The following is an 18,258-nucleotide window of genomic DNA, read 5'->3' as shown; positions in this document are numbered from 1 at the left end:
AAAACTAAATTTCAAAATGACAAAGAACGAAATAGGCTTAATGGGCCAAATTTATTTAATTTTTAAAACGTCCCAATTTTAATGGGACACTAGTGCTATTATTTTATTTATAAGGATTCCAGTTTGGTGGGATACATAAAATTGAATGAAAATGAAGCCCAATCCGATATTAAGGACAGGGAGTCCATAGAGTTGGAGCGTATCTATGTATTGAGCGAATTTCAAGGCCAGGGAATTGGGGAGTGGATACTGGCGCAGGTAATATCCATGGCCAAAGCTAAAAATAGGTATTATGTGTGGCTCGGTGTTTGGGAACACAATCCCAAGGCCATTAAATTTTATCAAAGACTGGGGTTCTATAAGTTTGGGAGCCATCCCTATTTTATTGGAAGTGATGAGCAAACGGATTGGCTATTGCGGCTGGATATTTAAACGAGGTTTTTCACAAAATAATTTTATTTACAGCTTGCTGAGAATTTCGGTGGCCTTTTTCAGAGTTTCGTCAGTTTTGGCGAAACAGAATCTTATTAAGTGATTGTCGATCCCTTTAGTGTTAAACCCGGAAATGGGAATGCTGGCTATTCTGTGTTCCGTTACCAGGCGTTCGGCAAAGACTTCGTCCGGTTCTTGTGTAATATCACTATGATCCACTAATTGGAAATAAGTACCTTGGGAAGGTTTTATTTTAAATCTTGAGGTAGATAATCCTTGAAGGAATAAATCCCGTTTTTCTTGATAAAATTGGTTTAAACCCAAATAGCGTTGAGGGTATTTTAAATATGTGGCCAAAGCTTTTTGAACGGCATGGTCCGCGCTAAACACGTTGAATTGATGGGTTTTTCGGAATTCGTGCATCAGTTCGGCCGGACCCGCGCAATATCCCATTTTCCAACCGGTAATATGAAAGGTTTTTCCAAAGGAACCACACACAAAGGTGCGGGAGGCAAGTCCGTCAAATTTAGAAGCACTTTCATGTTCCTGACCATCAAATACAATATGTTCGTATACTTCGTCGCTTATAACAATGATATCAGTATTTTCAAGGCACCTTTGCAGTTCAAGCAAATCTTCCTTGGAGAAAATGGTACCGCTGGGATTGTGGGGAGTGTTTATGATGACCATTTTGGTCTTGGGGGTAAGTTTGGAACGAAAAACCTTCCAATCTATCTTAAAATCGGTATTGTTTAGTTGTACAAAAACCGGAATGCCTCCATTAACTGCTATTGCAGGCTCATAACAATCGTATGCTGGCTTAAAAACGATTACCTCATCTCCACTGCGAATAAATGCCGAAATGATGGTAAAAATAGCCTGAGTGGCGCCAATAGTTACCGTAATTTCCTTGTCTGGGTCATAATGCCTATTGTAGAGACGTTCAACTTTTTCGGAAATCATTTCCCGTAGTTCCATTACCCCGGCCATGGGGGCATATTGGTTGTATCCCTGTTTCATGGCCAGTGTTACCAAATCTATCAAGGAAGGATCGGGCTCAAAATTGGGGAAGCCTTGGGAAAGATTTATGGCACTGTGCTTCTGAGCCAATTGGCCCATAGTGGTAAAAATCGTAGTTTTAACTTTGGGCAGTTTGGAGAATATTTTGTGTTTATACCTGGGCATTGAAGATCGTTTAAAATTTTTATAAGTAGGTTAGGATTGCTGTGCTTGTAAATGGAGAATAACTTGATTTAGACATTGGTCCAGTTCTTTTTTGATTTCCCGTTCCCAAAAGCGAAAAACCGTATAGCCCAACTGTCGTAGTTCATGGTTAACTTCTTGGTCTCTTTGAATATTACGTTCAATTTTCGGAATCCAGAACTCTTTATTGGTTTTAATTTTTTGTTTCCTTTCTTCCCAGTTGTAGCCGTGCCAATATTCCCCATCAATGAAAATAACCGTTTTGTACTTTTTTAGGACTATATCCGGTTTACCGATCAACTTTTTGTAGTCTATCCTATACCGGTATCCTTCGGCCCAGAGGGCCTTTCTAAATTTCAATTCTGGGATGGTGTTTTTACCTCGTATCTTTCCCATCATCTTGGAGCGTTGCGGCGTGGTATAGAAGCCGGACTCTTCATTAAAGCGTGGGACAATTATCCTTTCTTCCTGATATTCTTTCTTCATACTTAAAGATACTGGATTTTTAAAATATGAGTAAACAAAAACCCCATTCCTGAAAAGGGATGGGGTCTGTTTCTGTGGATAATAAATTATATTTTAATCCGTACCCGTACTATCGTACTAGCCTTTTATACTGGCACTGAAATACTCCCTGTTCATACGGGCAATGTTTTCCAGGGAAATTCCTTTCGGACATTCCACCTCGCAAGCACCGGTATTGGTACAGTTTCCAAAACCTTCCAAATCCATTTGGGCAACCATATTTTTAACTCGGTCCGTTGCTTCTACCTGTCCTTGTGGAAGTAATGCGTATTGGGATACTTTGGCCCCTACAAACAACATAGCCGAAGAGTTTTTACAACTAGCTACACAGGCCCCACAACCAATACAGGTAGCGGCATCCATGGCCTCATCGGCCGCGTGCTTATCAATAGGAATGGCATTGGCATCGACTGTATTACCTGAGGTGTTGACGGAAATAAAACCACCAGCCTGTTGAATACGATCAAAAGAACTACGGTCAACGACCAAATCCTTGATAACCGGAAAGGCTTTTGCCCTAAATGGTTCAATGGTAATGGTGTCACCATCCTTGAACATTCTCATATGCAACTGACATGTGGTAACCCCTCTATCGGGTCCATGGGCTTCTCCATTGATATACATAGAGCACATACCACAAATACCTTCGCGACAGTCATGGTCAAAGGCAACAGGCTCTTCCCCTTTATTGGTTAGCTGTTCGTTTAAAACGTCCATCATTTCCAAAAAAGACATGTGTTCTGAAATATCAGTCACTTTATAATCGACCATTTTACCTTTGTCCTGTGGTCCTTTCTGTCTCCAAATTTTTAATGTAAGATTCATATTGTTCTTGTTAATAAAAAGCTCCTTTCGGAATCTTCATAATTAAGTTTTGTAATCAAAGTTTAGTTACAGAATACAGAAATAAGAGTTAAGAAAATAGACCTCTTTATCACTGCAAACTATTTTGGAATCCCATTGTCATTTTTTGGAATTCCTCATTCTTTACTTCTAACTTTTCTAAAGTTTGTTCGTCTATATATTTTCTGTGGCGTGCAACTAATAATTGAGTGCCAAATTCAAATGATGAACCTAAAGAAATATCGAGAAAATAAGAAAATGACTTGTCTGTTCTTGCAGATCCTTCAGCTATATTACTCGGCATCGAAATTGAACAACGGCTTAATTGATTACTCAAATCAAATTTTTCGTGCTTGGGAAATTCCTGCAAAATATCAGAAATATCATTTGCAATTTCTAACCCCAATTGCCAGATTTTCAAATTTTTATAATTATGTCGCTGACGAAAGGCCATTAAGTCTTTTTTCTCTTCTCTTTTTTCTTTACAAACACCTATTTGTAACTTCTTTGTTTTAACTCTATATCCTTAAATTCCAATTGCTCTTTGTGCAAAACGGCATCTGAAGGTTCCCCTTTGTATTCCCAGGCTGCTACGAACGCATAGTCTTTATCGTTACGTTTTGCTTCCCCTTTTTGCTCTCCATCGATTTCTACCGACTCTTCGCGGAAATGTCCACCACAGGATTCCTCTCGCATTAGGGCATCCTTGGCAAACAATTCGCCCAATTCCAAGAAATCTGCTACACGTCCTGCTTTCTCCAATTCCGGATTCATTTCATTGGCTGATCCGGGGACTTTTACTTCTTTATAAAATTCTTCACGGATTGCCTTGATTTCTGAAATGGCTTCTTTTAGGCCTTCAGCGTTTCGGGACATACCGCATTTATCCCACATAACCTTGCCCAAACGTTTATGGAAATAATCTACCGAATGGGATCCATTGTTGTTGACAAAGAAATTGATTTTTTCGGTTACCTCTTTTTCGGCTTGGTCAAATTCTGGCGTATCGGTTGGAATTTTTCCGGTCCTAATTTCATGGGACAGGTAATCCCCAATAGTGTATGGCAATACAAAATAACCATCGGCCAAGCCTTGCATTAAGGCAGATGCTCCCAAACGGTTGGCACCGTGATCGGAGAAATTGGCCTCGCCTATGCAATATAAACCTTCAACGGTGGTCATTAGGTTGTAATCTACCCAAACACCGCCCATAGTATAATGGGTTGCTGGATAGATCATCATTGGAGTTTTATACGGGTTTTCATCTACGATTTTCTCGTACATCTGAAACAGGTTGCCATATTTTTCCTCTACAACTGCTTCACCCAGCTCAGTAATTTTTTCTTTGGAAGCACTTTGAATTCCTTGGATTTTTGCCTGTTCCAAACCGTACCTTTCAATGGCGGATTTAAAATCCAGATATACAGCTTCCCCAGTAGCGTTTACTCCAAAACCGGCATCACATCTTTCTTTCGCTGCCCTGGAGGCCACATCACGTGGTACCAGGTTACCAAAGGCAGGATATCTTCTTTCCAAATAGTAATCCCTTTGATCCTCGCTCAATTGGGTTGGTTTTAATTTTCCTTCCCTAATGGCCAACACATCCTCCATCTTTTTTGGAACCCATATACGGCCATCGTTACGCAATGACTCGGACATCAGGGTCAGTTTGGATTGATAGTCTCCAGATCTTGGGATACAGGTAGGGTGAATTTGGGTATAACATGGGTTGGCAAAAAATGCCCCCTTTTTGTGTATTTTCCAGGCCGCGGTGGCATTGGACCCCATGGCATTGGTAGAAAGGAAATAAACATTTCCATATCCTCCGGAGGCAATTACTACTGCATGCGCAGAGTGTCGTTCAATTTCACCGGTAACCAAGTTACGGGCTATAATACCACGTGCCTTGCCATTTACCTTTACCACATCGAGCATTTCGTGGCGGTTAAACATTTCTATCTTACCACGGGCAATTTGTCTGTTCATGGCGGAATAGGCTCCTAACAACAATTGCTGGCCTGTTTGTCCTTTGGCATAAAAAGTACGCGAAACTAAAACACCACCAAACGAGCGGTTATCCAATAATCCACCGTAATCACGGGCAAAAGGCACCCCTTGTGCCACACATTGATCAATGATATTGGTAGACACCTCTGCCAAACGGTACACGTTTGCCTCTCGGGAACGGTAGTCCCCACCTTTTACGGTATCATAGAACAAGCGATAGGTAGAATCCCCATCCCCTTGATAATTTTTAGCAGCATTAATACCACCCTGGGCCGCAATGGAATGCGCCCTTCGGGGGGAATCCTGATAGCAGAATGCCTTAACCCTATAACCTAGCTCGGCCAAGGTTGCAGCAGCAGAACCTCCTGCAAGACCGGTACCGACAACAATAACGTCGATGTTTCGCTTATTGGCAGGATTAACTAAGTTTATTTTATCCTTATAGGTAGTCCATTTATCCTTTAATGGGCCTTTTGGTATTTTAGAATCCAATACAGACATAGAATTGTATTATTAATGGTTAAAATGGTGAAAAAGTGCAATGAAAATAAATCCTAACGGAATTAAAACAGCATATGCTTTTCCAAATCCTTTTAACCCTTTTACATATTTATTGTTGGCACCAACAGACTGAAATGCTGAACTAAAGCCATGAAGTAGGTGCAATGAAAGAAACACAAAACCTATACAATAAAGGGCAACCCTCCATATAGGCTCAAATTTGTGGACCAGTTCTTCGTAATAACGGTAACCTTCACCATCGGCTAACAGGCCAGACATGTCCCCTTGAATATACTTTGTGTTTATTTCAGGAAACCAGAAATCCAAGAAATGAATGATCAAGAAAACAAGGATAAAGCCACCGCTCCATATCATGTTCCTGCTCATCCAAGTGGAATTGGCAGCACCATTGTTTTTGGCATACTTGATGGCACGGGCATTTATATTCTTTATTTCCAATATAAATCCCATAACAAAATGATAAATAACCCCAAAAAGCAATACAGGCTGCAACCCGTATTGTACCAAGGGATTGGTACCCATAAAATGTGAGGTTTCATTAAAAGTATCCGGACTTAGTACAGATAGGATATTAATGGCAAAATGTTGAAGGATAAAAATCATTAAGAAAAAGGCGGAAAGGGCCATGGTGTACTTTCTGCCTATAGAAGAGTTTAGAAATCCACTCATTAGTTATTTGTTTTGATTGCAAATTTACTCCACAAACGAGTTACCAACAAATTTTGTTGAATTTATGTACAGTATTTAGAACCAATTTAAAGAAATCCACAATTAAAGTAAGGAAATATTAGAAAATCTTTTTTTGTCAAATTTCAGAAATAGTTGGATAATGGAAATATTTTCCTTGAGCAATCATTGTTAATATCTTGTAATTCAGCAAGCATATGTAATTGGAACGGTGATTTGGAGAAAAGTGCTAACTCAGAATCTCAATGTACTTTTAGTTTATTATGAAGGTTTTTTCCTGTTAAATTGCTCAATATCATTTGGTAGGCCCATACTTTTATCGGTTTACAAGCGTTAAAGATTAACCGAAATATAAATTGGAATAATTGAATGGTATTCTGGAAAAGCTGGTCTTTTAATATTAAATTCTCTTTAGTTGCGTTTTTTATAACTGCAGTATTGGGTCTTTTGAGTATGGGGGTCTTGGGAAGTTTGTTATATTATCCGGTTTCTTTCTTGTTTTCATCCTATCCTACCTTAAATGATTGGACTGGCGATTGGGTGTGGCCCAGTGTTATCATGGTAGGGATGTTGTGGTCTTTTGGTTTTGTGTTTGGCGCGGTGGCATGGTACTATATTCAAAAAATAACCCAATCCAAAGCACTGCTTATTGCTTCATATGTGTTTATTCTTTGGTTATGGGCAGCATTGCTCTGGAGCTTTATGATAATGGTCAATATAGATCAAATAGCCTAATGGTTTTAAGAGGGAAGTGCTGGAAGCCTATTCGCTTTTTTTGTACAAACTAAAAATATGCTGCTAACCTCATTTCTCCAATTCCTCAATAAACATTTTGGACTGGCCCTCAATAATGGCTTGGGCCTCTAAAATGGCTTTATCCAAAATTACCGTGTTCTCTGGGGATGCCAAGTCGGTAGTGGATGCGATGGCCTTTAAATACCAATCTTTCCAGGCCTTCATTATGGATACTTCCTTTTCTACCGAATTCCCGGATTTAATTGATTTCTCGCCGAGCAAAAATTCCGCTGATAGTCGGTTCGTTGCGGCATCCCTGACTATTTGAACAATATCCACAGCCGTATAGGAATCACCGTTCACTAAAGTTAGGGCACTTGCCAAGGCAGCAATACTCACATTTTTAAGAGTTTCCTGTGATACCTTGTCTATTCGGTCATTATCGGTATGATAAAACTGATCGGTAAAATGCCAAAGCAGCAATCCGGGAATATTGTTTTCCAAAAATGGGGTATGGTCACTACCACCCTCATAGGGGTTGGTTTTAACCTCCCACTGGGCAGTTTTCCCCTGTTTCATAAAATTATGGATCGTATAGTCATTTAAATAATGTGGTGTCATATCCTCTAGGGAGAGCGACTTACCTCCCCATTCCGTATGCTTGTCTTTTCCCCTGGTCCAAATGGCACTGGGATCTGGCATTTTTTCGATCAAAAAAGAACCTCCGGTAATAGCAGTGTTTTCCCCAACCATATCCAAACTTAATCCCCATTTAATGTTTTTCGCTCTTTCAGAATTTTCTAAAAGATATCTTTTTGTTGATACAATTTCATCACCCCAAAGAAAGGTCATGGTCCGCTGCGTATCAATGCCGCCTTTTTTGATTAATTTGGCGGCAACTGTGGCCATTTCCAATTGGGCACCCACTCCACTAGCATTATCGTTGGCTCCGGGTTCCTGCACATGGGCACTGAAGACAAATCGTTCCTTTGGAATTTCGGAGCCCTTTATATTGGCTACCAAGGTTAGCTCTTCTGAAGGGTATATTTTGCTAGAAATGGCTACTTTGGTATATACTTTTCCTTTTTCCAAGGCAGTCTTCAGCTTTTCCTTGGCCTTATAGGAAAGGGCAATGCCCCATGTATTTTTTGGGTCGTAGGGCAAGCTTCGGAATTGAATGGAATTCACGTTTTTCTGGGGGTGTAAATAGGCCGGATTGTCATAACTCAGAATTCCAAGGGCTCCTTGTTTTAAAACTCCTTCTTTATAAATTTCAATGGCGTTGGTTTCCGCAAAAATAATTTTCCCATTTATGGACAGCTTTTGAAGATTATCCAAGCCTTCAACATAAATTACTTCGGCAGTGGTTCCAGTTTTGGGGGTCGAAGTTGAATTTATATATACCATATTTCTATTGGAAGCATAGGACAACAAAGGTTCATTATCTCCAGCAAGGGTAATACTTGCGTCTAAAATTTCCCAAGTGGGTTGTACTAATGGTCTTTTTTCGATTCTATAGGTAAAACGATCGGTATTGGATGCCTTTTCTTCCAAGATATAGCCTGTGGCTTCCAAGGCTGTCGCAACCTTATGGATGCTTTTGTTAAAACCTTCATTGCCTACCACGCGCCAAAGCTGTTCAACAAATGCCGTGGTTTCATAAGCCTGTTCCCCGGTAATATTATTCCTTAGGACTTTTAAGTAATCGTCCGTGGTAACGGCAGAATTGTTGGTTTGCGCCCAACCTAGGGTAACTGCACTGATAAATACTAAGAGCGAAAATTTGGTCATAATGATAGCCAGATTATGAGGAGCATTATAAATTTGGACAGGTTGCTACTTCTTTACAAAATGGAAAGGCGAAGATATGATAAATTGAAATTTCCATGCATGGAAAGGGCTGTTTTTAAAATTCATTTAACGGTTTGTGGGTAAAGCCTTTCCTATTTTATTAAATTTGGCAGCAAAAGCATAAACATGAAATATCAACAAATAGAGAACAATTTGTTTATAAAGAACCGCAAGAAATTTATGGCCAAAATGAAGCCAAAAAGTATTGCTGTTTTTAATTCGAATGACGTTTATCCCATTGGTGCCGACAGCACCATGCCCTTTGAACAGAATAGGGATTTATTTTATTTAAGTGGTGCCGATCAGGAAGAGACCATTTTATTGTTGTATCCGGATGCCTCTGACAAAAAACATAGAGAGGTTCTTTTCGTTCGGGAGACCAATGCGCATATAGCCGTTTGGGAAGGGGAAAAATTGACCAAAGATAAAGCCACCGAAGTCTCAGGTATAGAAACGGTTTATTGGTTAACGGATTTTGATAAGATATTCTTTGACCTAATGACAGAAGTAGATACGGTTTATTTTAATACCAATGAACATTACCGTCAGGCTGTAGAGACCCAAACCAGGGAAGATAGGTTTATTATAAAATGCAAACAGGATTTTCCTGCACACCAATGGGCCAAGAGCAGTCCAATTTTACAGGAAATTAGAGGGGTGAAGGAGCCTGAGGAAATTGACCTGATGCAGACCGCCTGCAATATTACCGAAAAGGGATTCCGGCGTCTATTGCAATTTGTAAATCCAGGGGTAATGGAGTATGAAATCGAAGCAGAACTACTACATGAATTTATCCGTAATAGGTCCAAAGGGTTTGCCTATACTCCTATAATTGCTTCGGGCAACAATGCCAATGTACTGCATTATATAGAAAACAACCGCGAATGTAAGGATGGGGATATGTTGTTGATGGACGTAGCAGCTGAGTATGCCAATTATTCCAGCGATCTAACCCGTACCATTCCCGTCAACGGCAGATTTACGCCAAGGCAGAAAGCTGTTTATGAAGCCGTACTACGGGTAAAGAATGATACTACGGCCATGTTGGTACCTGGTACTATGTGGGGGGAATATCATAAGGAAGTAGGTAAATTAATGACTTCCGAACTATTGGGACTGGGCTTGCTGGATAAGGCCGATGTACAAAATGAGGATAAGGACTGGCCTGCCTATAAAAAATACTTTATGCATGGTACCAGCCATCATATTGGATTGAATACCCATGATTATGGGGCTTTAAAAACACCTATGGTGGCCAACATGGTCTATACGGTAGAACCCGGGATATATATCCCTGATGAAAAGATGGGCATAAGATTGGAAGACGATGTGGTAATCCAAGAAAAAGGTGCTCCTTTTAACCTAATGGCAAATATTCCTATTGAAGTGGAGGAGATCGAGGAACTAATGAATACCTAGATTTGGGTTATTGCGGTATATGATGTCTTAAAAGAGCTGGTTCTGCCAGCTCTTTTTATTATCCAACTAACTCACTTTTTTCTACTACATTCGAAATCACAAATGCCAACAAAGCTGGCAATACCCAGCCCAACTGGTAGGCACTAAAAGGTATCCAGTCAAAAACTTCCTTTTTAGGGGCCAAGTTTCCCAAACTGCCCAAAAAATCTGGGATACTAAAAATGACTGTAGTGATTACCACCGCCTTAAACACCATTGGTGAGGCCCATTTTTCTGGCATTACATTCAATAATATCAATATAATGGTAATGGGGTAAATAAACATTAGTGCAGGAAAGGCCACCGTGATAATATAGGCCACATTAAACTGCCCCATAACAATCCCAAGAAGGCATCCCATGATAGCCGTTAGCAGGTAGGCTTGATTATATTTGGGGAGTTGGTCCTTTATAAAATCAGCTGTTCCTGTAACAATGCCTACGGCGGTGGTGAAACAGGCAAGACTTACTAATATGCTAAGGAAAATATTGGCGTTATTGCCTAGGCTCTGTTTACTAATTCCGGTAAGCAATTCTATTCTGCTGATGTTCAATTCAAAATTGGAATGGTTCAAGGCTCCAGTAAGGATAAGGCCGGTGTAAATTATAAATAGGCTTAAGCCGGCCAGCCAGCCGGCATTGCGGACCAAAACTTTTTTATCTTTATAGGATGCTTTGGATTTTAGGTTGATGGAGACAATGATTACTCCACCCACTACCACGGCACCAATCGCATCAAATGTTTGATATCCTTCTAAAACGCCATCGCTGAACGGGCTGGTTATTTCGGTGTTTCCAAAATTCAAGTCGAGCGTAAACAAGCTTGCAACGATTATGAAAACCAAAATTAAGATGATGGCGGGTGTTAGTGATTTACCCAGTATATCCAATATTTTAGATCGATTTAATACGAAGATAAAAACCATGGAAAAATATAGGATGCTAGTAAGAAGGGCAGAAGTATCAAAGAAGGGTTGCACCGCTATTTCATGGGTAACGGAAGCTGTACGTGGAGAGGGCAAGCTTATGGAAATGGCATAGATCAATAAAGAATAGATTAGACTAAACTTAGGGGAGACCTTTTTCCCAAAGTCGTAAATGGTGCCCTGTAATTTGGCATGGGCAAAAATTCCCAATATGGGTACCAGGACCGCAGACATGGCAAACCCCAGAGCCACCAGCCACCAATAATTTCCAGTCTGAAATCCCAGCAGTGGGGGCAGGATTAAATTCCCAGCACCAAAAAACAATGAGAACAACGCAAAAGAGGTAACCAGTGTTTCCTTTGTTTTAGGCATTATCGCAATTTTGGGCGAAAGATAGTTTAAAAACCATTTAGTTTAATTGGGTATATAAACGCTCAATAAGTGCAGTTGGTCGAAAAAATTAAATTTTACTTTAAAAAAACGCAAAAAAAACAGTTATCACCCAATAAAACGACTTGTGTTGGCGTTAATTATCTGAAAGTCATTTAATAAGTGCTTTCTCCAATTAACATAAAGTTTAATCTTTGCATTTTACGGTTCCCTAAGCCTTACCAATGCCACCTAAAAAACCTGCATTATGAAGAAAGTAATCACAGATTATGGAACAAAATTCAGCGCCATTTGCTGCAGCATCTTTGGACACCACTATATAGTATCCAAAAAGGTTACATCACATATCAAGGAATACAAATGTGTTCATTGCAATAAGGAAGTAACTACGGATGTTAGAGGAAATCTCTCGAACTTAACTCCAGAATTGCAGGATATAAACAATACCTTACAAGATATTTATCAGAAAAGACATAGGGCTACCCAACAGGTAGCTTAAACCATGCTTGGCAACTAAATTCCGACCTTAAGCGGTATCGGAGTTTTTGAAGTTATTCCCGTAAATTAAAAGAACGCCCATATTCTTGGCTGTCCTGCGCCCCATGACAGTTAAGTAAGGACCGTCCTGGATTTTCGGGAATTCTTTTTTTCTAGATATCCCAATTTGCACCCTTTGTTTTATGAAAAAGAATTCCAACCCTGTGCAGTAATAGGAATTTTAGTATTGCTCCTAGAAACCAAATGAACGCCTTCATTCTTATCGGTCATATGTCCTATTACCGTAAAATGTGGATTCCCTTTTATTTTTGGAAAATCCTTTTGGTCTATAGTAAACAATAGTTCGTAATCCTCCCCGCCACTAAGGGCCACTAAGGTACTGTCTATTTTAAATTCTTCACAGGCAGAGATAACTGTGGGGTCCAACGGAATTTTATCCTCGAATAAATTGCAGCCAACTTCGCTTTTATCACATATATGCAAAATTTCAGAGGAAAGTCCGTCACTAATGTCGATCATAGCGGTAGGAAGGATCTCCAGGTTTTCCAGCAGGCCTTTAATATCCCTTCGGGCTTCGGGCTTTAATTGGCGTTCCACAATATAGGTGTAGGGCGATAGATCTGGTTGATTGTTAGGATTTACCTTGAACACTTCCTTTTCCCTTTCCAACACTTGCAAACCACAATAAGCTCCGCCCAAATCGCCGGAAACCACTAGAAGATCGTTGGGTTTGGCACCACTTCTGTAAACTAGGTTTTCTTCCTTGGCTTCACCTATAGCGGTAACACTGATCAACATACCTTTGGTAGAGGAAGTGGTATCACCACCTACTAGGTCTACCTTGTAGATTTCACAGGCCAGGGCAACCCCACTGTAAAATTCTTCAAGAGCTTCTAAAGGAAATCTATTGGAAACGGCAATGGAAACGGTTATTTGGGTGGCCGTGGCGTTCATGGCATATATGTCGGACAAATTTACCATGACCGACTTATAGCCTAAATGTTTAAGGGGCATAAAGCTGAGGTCGAAATGTACACCCTCAACCAATAGATCAGTAGATATTACAGCTTTTTTGTCCTTAAAATCCAAAACTGCGGCATCATCGCCTATACCTTTTATAGTGGAAGTATTTTGTAAGGTGAAATTCTTGGTAAGATGTTTTATCAATTCAAACTCTCCCAATTGATCCAGTCCCGTCTTTTCTTGATTCTTGTCTTCTATCATGCTGCAAAAATAAGTAGTAAATCCATTATATTCCCATTTTGGATCAAATAACCATGAGAACGCCAGACTCGAATAAGTATTTATGGTATACTTAACCGGTCTGGCGTTATTTGTTCAAGTTATAACTAAGTGGTCTATCCCAAAGAATATCCGGCTCTATAGTTACGTTTTACATATTTGTTGGCAGCTTCAAAATTGGTAACCCTCATATTTTCTGCATCCCACAACAAGCGTTTTCTTCCGTTGTATTTTGAACCTCCCCAGAAACTGCTCTGATCGGCATTAGGGTCTACTTCAAAATAGGCCTTAAGTGCTAGGTTGCCAATAAGGATACTCTCCGTAAACGGACCGGCATAATCGAATGAAGAACTGGTTTCGGCATTGCCATAACCTGCTATACAGGCATTTACCCATTGTAGGTAATGACCTTCCGGAACCCTGGTAATGGTTTCTGCTACTTCAAATTGTTCGTTTAACGACAATGGAAGCAATCTTGGATTGGCGCCATAACAATCGGCCAATAATTTACCTTTTGTACCAATAAATAGTACTCCACCATCCCAGTTGCCCAAAGCTTCGTCATCGCCCATTTCATCAGGTCTTTCAGGAAGAAGTCCACCGTCCATCCATGTAACTTTTACATTACCCTTACCATCGGTTCTTGGATAGCTCAAGTGTATTTTACTGGAATTCGGGAAACTCTTTGGATAATCTGCAGTTTCAAATTTACCTTTAAAAGAATCCGAAACGCTACACTCAACTTGGTTTGGGTAAAGTATTGGAAGTATTCTATATACAGGGTCCATAATATGGCAGGCCATGTCACCTAATGCACCTGTGCCAAAATCGGACCAGCCCCTCCAATCAAAAGGAAGGTACGCATCGTTATAATCGCGCATTTCAGCAGTTCCCAGCCAAAGGTCCCAATTTAATCCTTTTGGTATTTTGTCTTTTTTGGTTGGGGTCTGTAAGGCTTGTGGCCAAATGGCCCTATTGGTCCAGCATTTTACAGTATGAACATCACCTATAATACCTGTGTCATATAGTTCTTTCATTTTTCGAACCCCATCACCAGAGCCACCTTGGTTGCCCATTTGGGTAACTACCTTGAATTTTTTTGCAGCTTCGGTAAGCATTCTTGCCTCCCAAATATCATGTGTTAGGGGTTTTTGGACGTAAACGTGCTTGCCCATGGACATGGCCATATAGGCGGCAACGGCATGATTGTGATCTGGAGTTGATACCGACACGGCATCAATATTGTCCTTCTCATTTTCCAACATTTTTCTAAAGTCGGCATAGTATTTAGCCTTTGGGAAGGATTTTCTGGACTCAACGGCCTGTCTGTCATCAACATCACAAAGCCCTACAATATTAACGTTGGGACTTTCTGCAAAGGATGAAATATCACTTCTACCTTTACCACCGGCACCTATACCGGCAATATTTAGTTTGTCGCTAGGGGCAACATAACCTGGCCCTCCCAAGACGTGTCTTGGAACAATCATAAATCCGGCAGTTGCCAAGCCGGTGCCTTTAATAAAATCTCTTCGCGAATTGTTACTAAATGCGGTCTTTTTTTTGGACATAATTTTTGAAAGTTTTACTATTTTTTTAAAATGGATTTGAATTTAAATTAAATTTTTGTAATCAGCATAAGGATATTTTAATAAATTTTCTGCATATTTTGTTAAATCATCAATTTTTACCTTAAAACTATTTTATAGCTGAAGGTTTTTCGTGGATTTAGATGGGCAATTTATTATTGCTAAAGTCAATCATAGTGGTAAGCGCCACCACTTTCGATGAAATGAATTAACTTTGGGTTTTAATCGTTTAAGCAAGTGTCAAATTATTAACAAACTTATTATATCTTGTACTCTTATTTACTTAGTAGTCTACATATAGCTAAAAAATGAAATATACCAAGCTCTCCCGTCTTCCCATTATTGTGTTTTTGATAATTGTTAATTTCTCATGTGAGCCTAAAGTGAACTATGATCGACCAATTGATACATGGGTGTTTAGATCGGTCATGGATAAACAGCCGAGGATGTTGACAGTTGCCCTGAATAAAGATTTGTATACCTGCTACGATCTGCAAACAGGAAGTTTGTACAAAGTATGGCAAGGCGGGGTTAATTACGAGGGAGCAGTATATACTACGGCCCATGGCATTCAGCCATCAAGTTTTGGTTTTGCCTATATGCAGGATGATTCCCAGCAAACCCAATGGAGGCTAAAAGGCGAAAAGGGGTTGGAAATTCCAATAATCAATTATTTGGGCTATTCCATGATCAAGGGTCAAGTGGGGATTGACATCGAATTAATATCAAAAACTGGAAAATCGGTTAAGCTTCGTGAAATTCCCGAGTATGCCCTTGAAGAAGGCCGTTCAGGATTGGTAAGGACCTTTGCTATTCTTGAAGGTTCGTCCAATGAATTGGTGCCGGTATTAAATTATGGTGTTGACAAGGAATTGATATTCAAGGAAGTCCTTAAAGGGGCAAAAAGGGAGGATCAAAACAGCGGTTTGGAGCTTGCCAAAAATGCGGTGGTTAAGACGTATTTTAATCCTGTTCCGACAGATTGGAAAGTTCCAATTACGGATGATACCGGAATGATCGCCGGTGGAAAGAAGATAGTTGAAAGTAGCGATTGCAGTGCCTGTCATCTTCAAAATGAAAACCTGGTTGGCCCAGCATATGATTCCATTGCTGGTAGGTATCCTTTTACTTGGGCCAGCATTGATGCCCTGGCGGACAAAATTAGATTGGGCGGAACTGGAAATTGGGGCACTACCGCCATGTCTGCCCATCCTGATATACCAAGGTCCGAAGCACAGAATATGACCTATTATATTTTGTCTCTGGATGGTGAGCCAGAACCCCAGGAAAGAAGTGTGGATATCGCGTTAAACACACCGGATGTCACTTTTGGCCTGGATAATGTGGATCGAAGGAGTGGCGATAAAAGGGAGAAACAGGCCGGGGCGGCGGTAAGTTTTTATTTGGTAAATGACAGTGGGGATCTGTATGAAGAACTGACCAAAAACACCTTACCAATATTAAACGGAATTGCTCCTGCTATTCATTTACCTACCTCCGGGGTGTTGGGAGAAATAACCGAACATTTCTATATGGAGTTTAAAGGGTTTATAAAATCAGATAAAAAGGCCAACAAAACATTTAGACTAATTAGTGATGATGGTTCGGTATTGAAGCTTAATGGTTCCGAAATAATTGATAATAGAGGTGATCACGGTGCTGAGGCCGTAAACGCATTGGCAGTTTTGGAAAAGGGATGGAATGAATTTTTGCTGCAATTTCAACAAGGTGGCGGAGGTTATGGTCTTTCGCTTCAATGGTCCGATGATGGCGAGCAGTTTACTGTGGTCCCGGATTCCGTATTTTATCACGATACCAGTGCGTTTAGAAAACTAACGCCCTATGAATCAAAACGATCCAGCACCGTGCCTGGAGATCAAATGCCACTCAATGCGGTGCACCCGTCTTTCGACATGTTTCAGGCCAAGCCCTCGGAATTTCATCCAAGGATAGGCGGTATAGACTTTATTGATGAAGACAAAATGGTCATCTGTACCTGGGACGCCTCCGGCTCTGTGTACATTTTGAAAAACTATAATACCGAAGACCCTGAATCTATAGAAGTAAAACAAATAGCCAAGGGATTGGCCGAGCCTTTGGGAATTAAAATGGTAGATGGGGAATTGTATGTGTTGCAAAAACAGGAGCTTACCAAATTGATCGATACCGATGGTGACGAGATAATAGATGAGTATCAAAAAGTTTGTGACTCCTGGAACGTTACCTCACATTATCATGAATTTGCCTTTGGATTGGTATATAAGGAGGGTGGTTTTTATGCCACTTTGGCAACGGACTTAGGTTCGGAATTTAAAGAAGTAAGGGACAGGGGAAAGGTAGTAAGAATTAGCAAGGACGGAAGTGAAGTTGAGGTTATAGCCGAAGGCTTTAGAACCCCCAATGGTATTGCAGAAGGACCTGATGGGGCACTTTATGTGGCCGATAACCAGGGCAATTGGATACCAACAAGTAAAATTGTACGTGTGGAAAATGGTAAATTTTATGGCTTTAAACATGCGGATTGGGAGCGGGTTAAGGATTATAAGGAAGATCCCCCATTGGTATGGCTTCCACATGGCGAAATTAGCAATTCCCCAAGTCAACCTGCCATTTTGAATATCGGACCTTATAAGGATCAAATGATTCATGGCGATGTTACCCATGGTGGCATAAAACGCGTATTTATAGATGAGGTCGATGGTGTTAAGCAGGGTGCTGTATTCCGTTTTATTCAAGGATTGGATGCCGGAATAAATAGGACGGTCTGGGGTCCTGATGGCGATCTATATGCCGGCGGGGTTGGATCCGGTGGCAATTGGAGGCATGAAGGGCGACTATGGTATGCCTTGCATCGATTTAAATACAATGAAAAATCCACTTTTGAAATGCTGGCGGTAAGGGCTAAAAGCAGGGGTATGGAAATTGAATTTACCGAGCCGATAGCTTCTGATGATTTGGTGAATGCCGATGCTTTTGAGGCGCAACAATTCTATTATGAGGCTACAGAGGATTATGGAGGTCCAAAATTGGGAGAGGAAGAACTTAAGATCAAATCGGTGAAACTATCTGAAGATAGGAAAAAAGTATTTTTGGAGATTGATGGTATTCAAGAAAACAAGGTGATCTACATACACATTCTAAAGCCCTTTAAAAGTGAAAATGATGCCCACTTATGGTCAACGGAAACCTGGTATACCATGACCAAAATGCCGATTGACAACCCAGGATTGAAGAAGTAGTGATTTTTGTGGAATGCCATGTAATTATGTAATTCTCTACTGACCAAAGGAATGATATGAAGGCGCAGGGACACCTTGATTTGGCTTCGCTTTTTGTGGAACGGGCTGTGTT

Annotated in this window: 15 protein-coding genes; 5 read left to right on the top strand and 10 right to left on the bottom strand. The window is 40.4% G+C overall.

Annotated elements, in window-relative coordinates:
- Positions 1–105: 105 nt before the first annotated feature.
- Positions 106–432 carry a GNAT family N-acetyltransferase gene (locus MWU84_RS11470; protein ID WP_348647867.1) on the top strand — a complete coding sequence of 109 codons (327 nt, stop codon included), beginning with the start codon at positions 106–108 and terminating at the stop codon, positions 430–432.
- A 27-nt stretch (positions 433–459) separates the two neighbouring features.
- Here MWU84_RS11470 and MWU84_RS11465 read toward each other — a convergent pair whose 3' ends face one another.
- The 6 genes from MWU84_RS11465 to MWU84_RS11440 all read right to left on the bottom strand — a co-directional run bounded on the left by MWU84_RS11465 (position 460) and on the right by MWU84_RS11440 (position 6,201).
- Entirely contained in the window at positions 460–1,617 is a 1,158-nt protein-coding gene (locus tag MWU84_RS11465; protein ID WP_246901618.1) for a methionine aminotransferase, read from the bottom strand.
- Positions 1,618–1,647: 30 nt separating this feature from the next.
- Positions 1,648–2,121: a very short patch repair endonuclease gene (locus MWU84_RS11460; protein ID WP_246901617.1), complete on the bottom strand. Its 474-nt coding sequence runs from the start codon at positions 2,119–2,121 to the stop codon at positions 1,648–1,650.
- A 117-nt stretch (positions 2,122–2,238) separates the two neighbouring features.
- Positions 2,239–2,985 (bottom strand): succinate dehydrogenase/fumarate reductase iron-sulfur subunit, encoded by a 747-nt coding sequence (locus MWU84_RS11455; RefSeq protein ID WP_246901616.1) that lies wholly within the window; start codon positions 2,983–2,985, stop codon positions 2,239–2,241.
- A gap of 109 nt (positions 2,986–3,094) precedes the next feature.
- Positions 3,095–3,457: a four helix bundle protein gene (locus tag MWU84_RS11450; protein WP_246901615.1), complete on the bottom strand. Its 363-nt coding sequence runs from the start codon at positions 3,455–3,457 to the stop codon at positions 3,095–3,097.
- Positions 3,458–3,495: 38 nt separating this feature from the next.
- On the bottom strand, positions 3,496–5,511 hold the full coding sequence (locus MWU84_RS11445) for a fumarate reductase/succinate dehydrogenase flavoprotein subunit (protein ID WP_246901614.1): 2,016 nt from the start codon (positions 5,509–5,511) through the stop codon (positions 3,496–3,498).
- Between the two features lie 12 nt (positions 5,512–5,523).
- Positions 5,524–6,201: a succinate dehydrogenase cytochrome b subunit gene (locus MWU84_RS11440; protein WP_246901613.1), complete on the bottom strand. Its 678-nt coding sequence runs from the start codon at positions 6,199–6,201 to the stop codon at positions 5,524–5,526.
- Between the two features lie 387 nt (positions 6,202–6,588).
- Here MWU84_RS11440 and MWU84_RS11435 point away from each other — a divergent pair, with 387 nt between their 5' ends.
- Positions 6,589–6,954 (top strand): hypothetical protein, encoded by a 366-nt coding sequence (locus tag MWU84_RS11435; RefSeq protein ID WP_246901612.1) that lies wholly within the window; start codon positions 6,589–6,591, stop codon positions 6,952–6,954.
- Between the two features lie 69 nt (positions 6,955–7,023).
- Here MWU84_RS11435 and MWU84_RS11430 read toward each other — a convergent pair whose 3' ends face one another.
- A complete protein-coding gene (locus MWU84_RS11430; RefSeq protein ID WP_246901611.1) occupies positions 7,024–8,745 on the bottom strand; it encodes a M28 family peptidase in 1,722 nt (573 codons plus the stop codon).
- A gap of 186 nt (positions 8,746–8,931) precedes the next feature.
- Here MWU84_RS11430 and MWU84_RS11425 point away from each other — a divergent pair, with 186 nt between their 5' ends.
- Complete coding sequence (locus MWU84_RS11425) at positions 8,932–10,224, top strand: aminopeptidase P family protein (RefSeq protein ID WP_246901610.1); 1,293 nt, start codon at positions 8,932–8,934, stop codon at positions 10,222–10,224.
- A 58-nt stretch (positions 10,225–10,282) separates the two neighbouring features.
- Here the strand turns inward: MWU84_RS11425 and brnQ are convergent, their stop codons facing one another.
- Entirely contained in the window at positions 10,283–11,560 is a 1,278-nt protein-coding gene (gene brnQ / locus MWU84_RS11420; RefSeq protein ID WP_246901609.1) for a branched-chain amino acid transport system II carrier protein, read from the bottom strand.
- A gap of 265 nt (positions 11,561–11,825) precedes the next feature.
- On the opposite strand from brnQ, the gene MWU84_RS11415 reads away from it, so the two are divergent.
- Positions 11,826–12,077 (top strand): hypothetical protein, encoded by a 252-nt coding sequence (locus tag MWU84_RS11415; protein ID WP_246901608.1) that lies wholly within the window; start codon positions 11,826–11,828, stop codon positions 12,075–12,077.
- Between the two features lie 179 nt (positions 12,078–12,256).
- Here the strand turns inward: MWU84_RS11415 and thiL are convergent, their stop codons facing one another.
- Both thiL and MWU84_RS11405 read right to left on the bottom strand, forming a co-directional pair.
- Positions 12,257–13,300 (bottom strand): thiamine-phosphate kinase, encoded by a 1,044-nt coding sequence (gene thiL, locus MWU84_RS11410; protein ID WP_246901607.1) that lies wholly within the window; start codon positions 13,298–13,300, stop codon positions 12,257–12,259.
- A 134-nt stretch (positions 13,301–13,434) separates the two neighbouring features.
- Complete coding sequence (locus MWU84_RS11405) at positions 13,435–14,889, bottom strand: Gfo/Idh/MocA family oxidoreductase (protein ID WP_246901606.1); 1,455 nt, start codon at positions 14,887–14,889, stop codon at positions 13,435–13,437.
- Positions 14,890–15,215: 326 nt separating this feature from the next.
- Here MWU84_RS11405 and MWU84_RS11400 point away from each other — a divergent pair, with 326 nt between their 5' ends.
- Complete coding sequence (locus tag MWU84_RS11400; RefSeq protein WP_246901605.1) at positions 15,216–18,146, top strand: PA14 domain-containing protein; 2,931 nt, start codon at positions 15,216–15,218, stop codon at positions 18,144–18,146.
- Positions 18,147–18,258: the final 112 nt, after the last annotated feature.

The organism is Arenibacter sp. F20364 (assembly GCF_023015905.1).
GTDB lineage: Bacteria > Bacteroidota > Bacteroidia > Flavobacteriales > Flavobacteriaceae > Arenibacter.
The sequence above is the reverse complement of the archived record's forward strand: the minus strand, read 5'-3'. Positions and strand labels throughout refer to the sequence as shown.

Bases quoted from the DNA above. Each gene is read 5' to 3' on its own strand.
- MWU84_RS11445 (WP_246901614.1), bottom strand. From the start codon at position 5,511: ATGTCTGTATTGGATTCTAAAATACCAAAAGGCCCATTAAAGGATAAA.
- MWU84_RS11440 (WP_246901613.1), bottom strand. From the start codon at position 6,201: ATGAGTGGATTTCTAAACTCTTCTATAGGCAGAAAGTACACCATGGCC.
- MWU84_RS11430 (WP_246901611.1), bottom strand. From the start codon at position 8,745: ATGACCAAATTTTCGCTCTTAGTATTTATCAGTGCAGTTACCCTAGGT.
- MWU84_RS11400 (WP_246901605.1), top strand. From the start codon at position 15,216: ATGAAATATACCAAGCTCTCCCGTCTTCCCATTATTGTGTTTTTGATA.
- MWU84_RS11435 (WP_246901612.1), top strand. From the start codon at position 6,589: ATGGTATTCTGGAAAAGCTGGTCTTTTAATATTAAATTCTCTTTAGTT.
- thiL (WP_246901607.1), bottom strand. From the start codon at position 13,300: ATGATAGAAGACAAGAATCAAGAAAAGACGGGACTGGATCAATTGGGA.
- MWU84_RS11425 (WP_246901610.1), top strand. From the start codon at position 8,932: ATGAAATATCAACAAATAGAGAACAATTTGTTTATAAAGAACCGCAAG.
- MWU84_RS11455 (WP_246901616.1), bottom strand. From the start codon at position 2,985: ATGAATCTTACATTAAAAATTTGGAGACAGAAAGGACCACAGGACAAA.
- MWU84_RS11405 (WP_246901606.1), bottom strand. From the start codon at position 14,889: ATGTCCAAAAAAAAGACCGCATTTAGTAACAATTCGCGAAGAGATTTT.
- MWU84_RS11450 (WP_246901615.1), bottom strand. From the start codon at position 3,457: ATGGCCTTTCGTCAGCGACATAATTATAAAAATTTGAAAATCTGGCAA.
- MWU84_RS11415 (WP_246901608.1), top strand. From the start codon at position 11,826: ATGAAGAAAGTAATCACAGATTATGGAACAAAATTCAGCGCCATTTGC.
- MWU84_RS11465 (WP_246901618.1), bottom strand. From the start codon at position 1,617: ATGCCCAGGTATAAACACAAAATATTCTCCAAACTGCCCAAAGTTAAA.
- brnQ (WP_246901609.1), bottom strand. From the start codon at position 11,560: ATGCCTAAAACAAAGGAAACACTGGTTACCTCTTTTGCGTTGTTCTCA.
- MWU84_RS11460 (WP_246901617.1), bottom strand. From the start codon at position 2,121: ATGAAGAAAGAATATCAGGAAGAAAGGATAATTGTCCCACGCTTTAAT.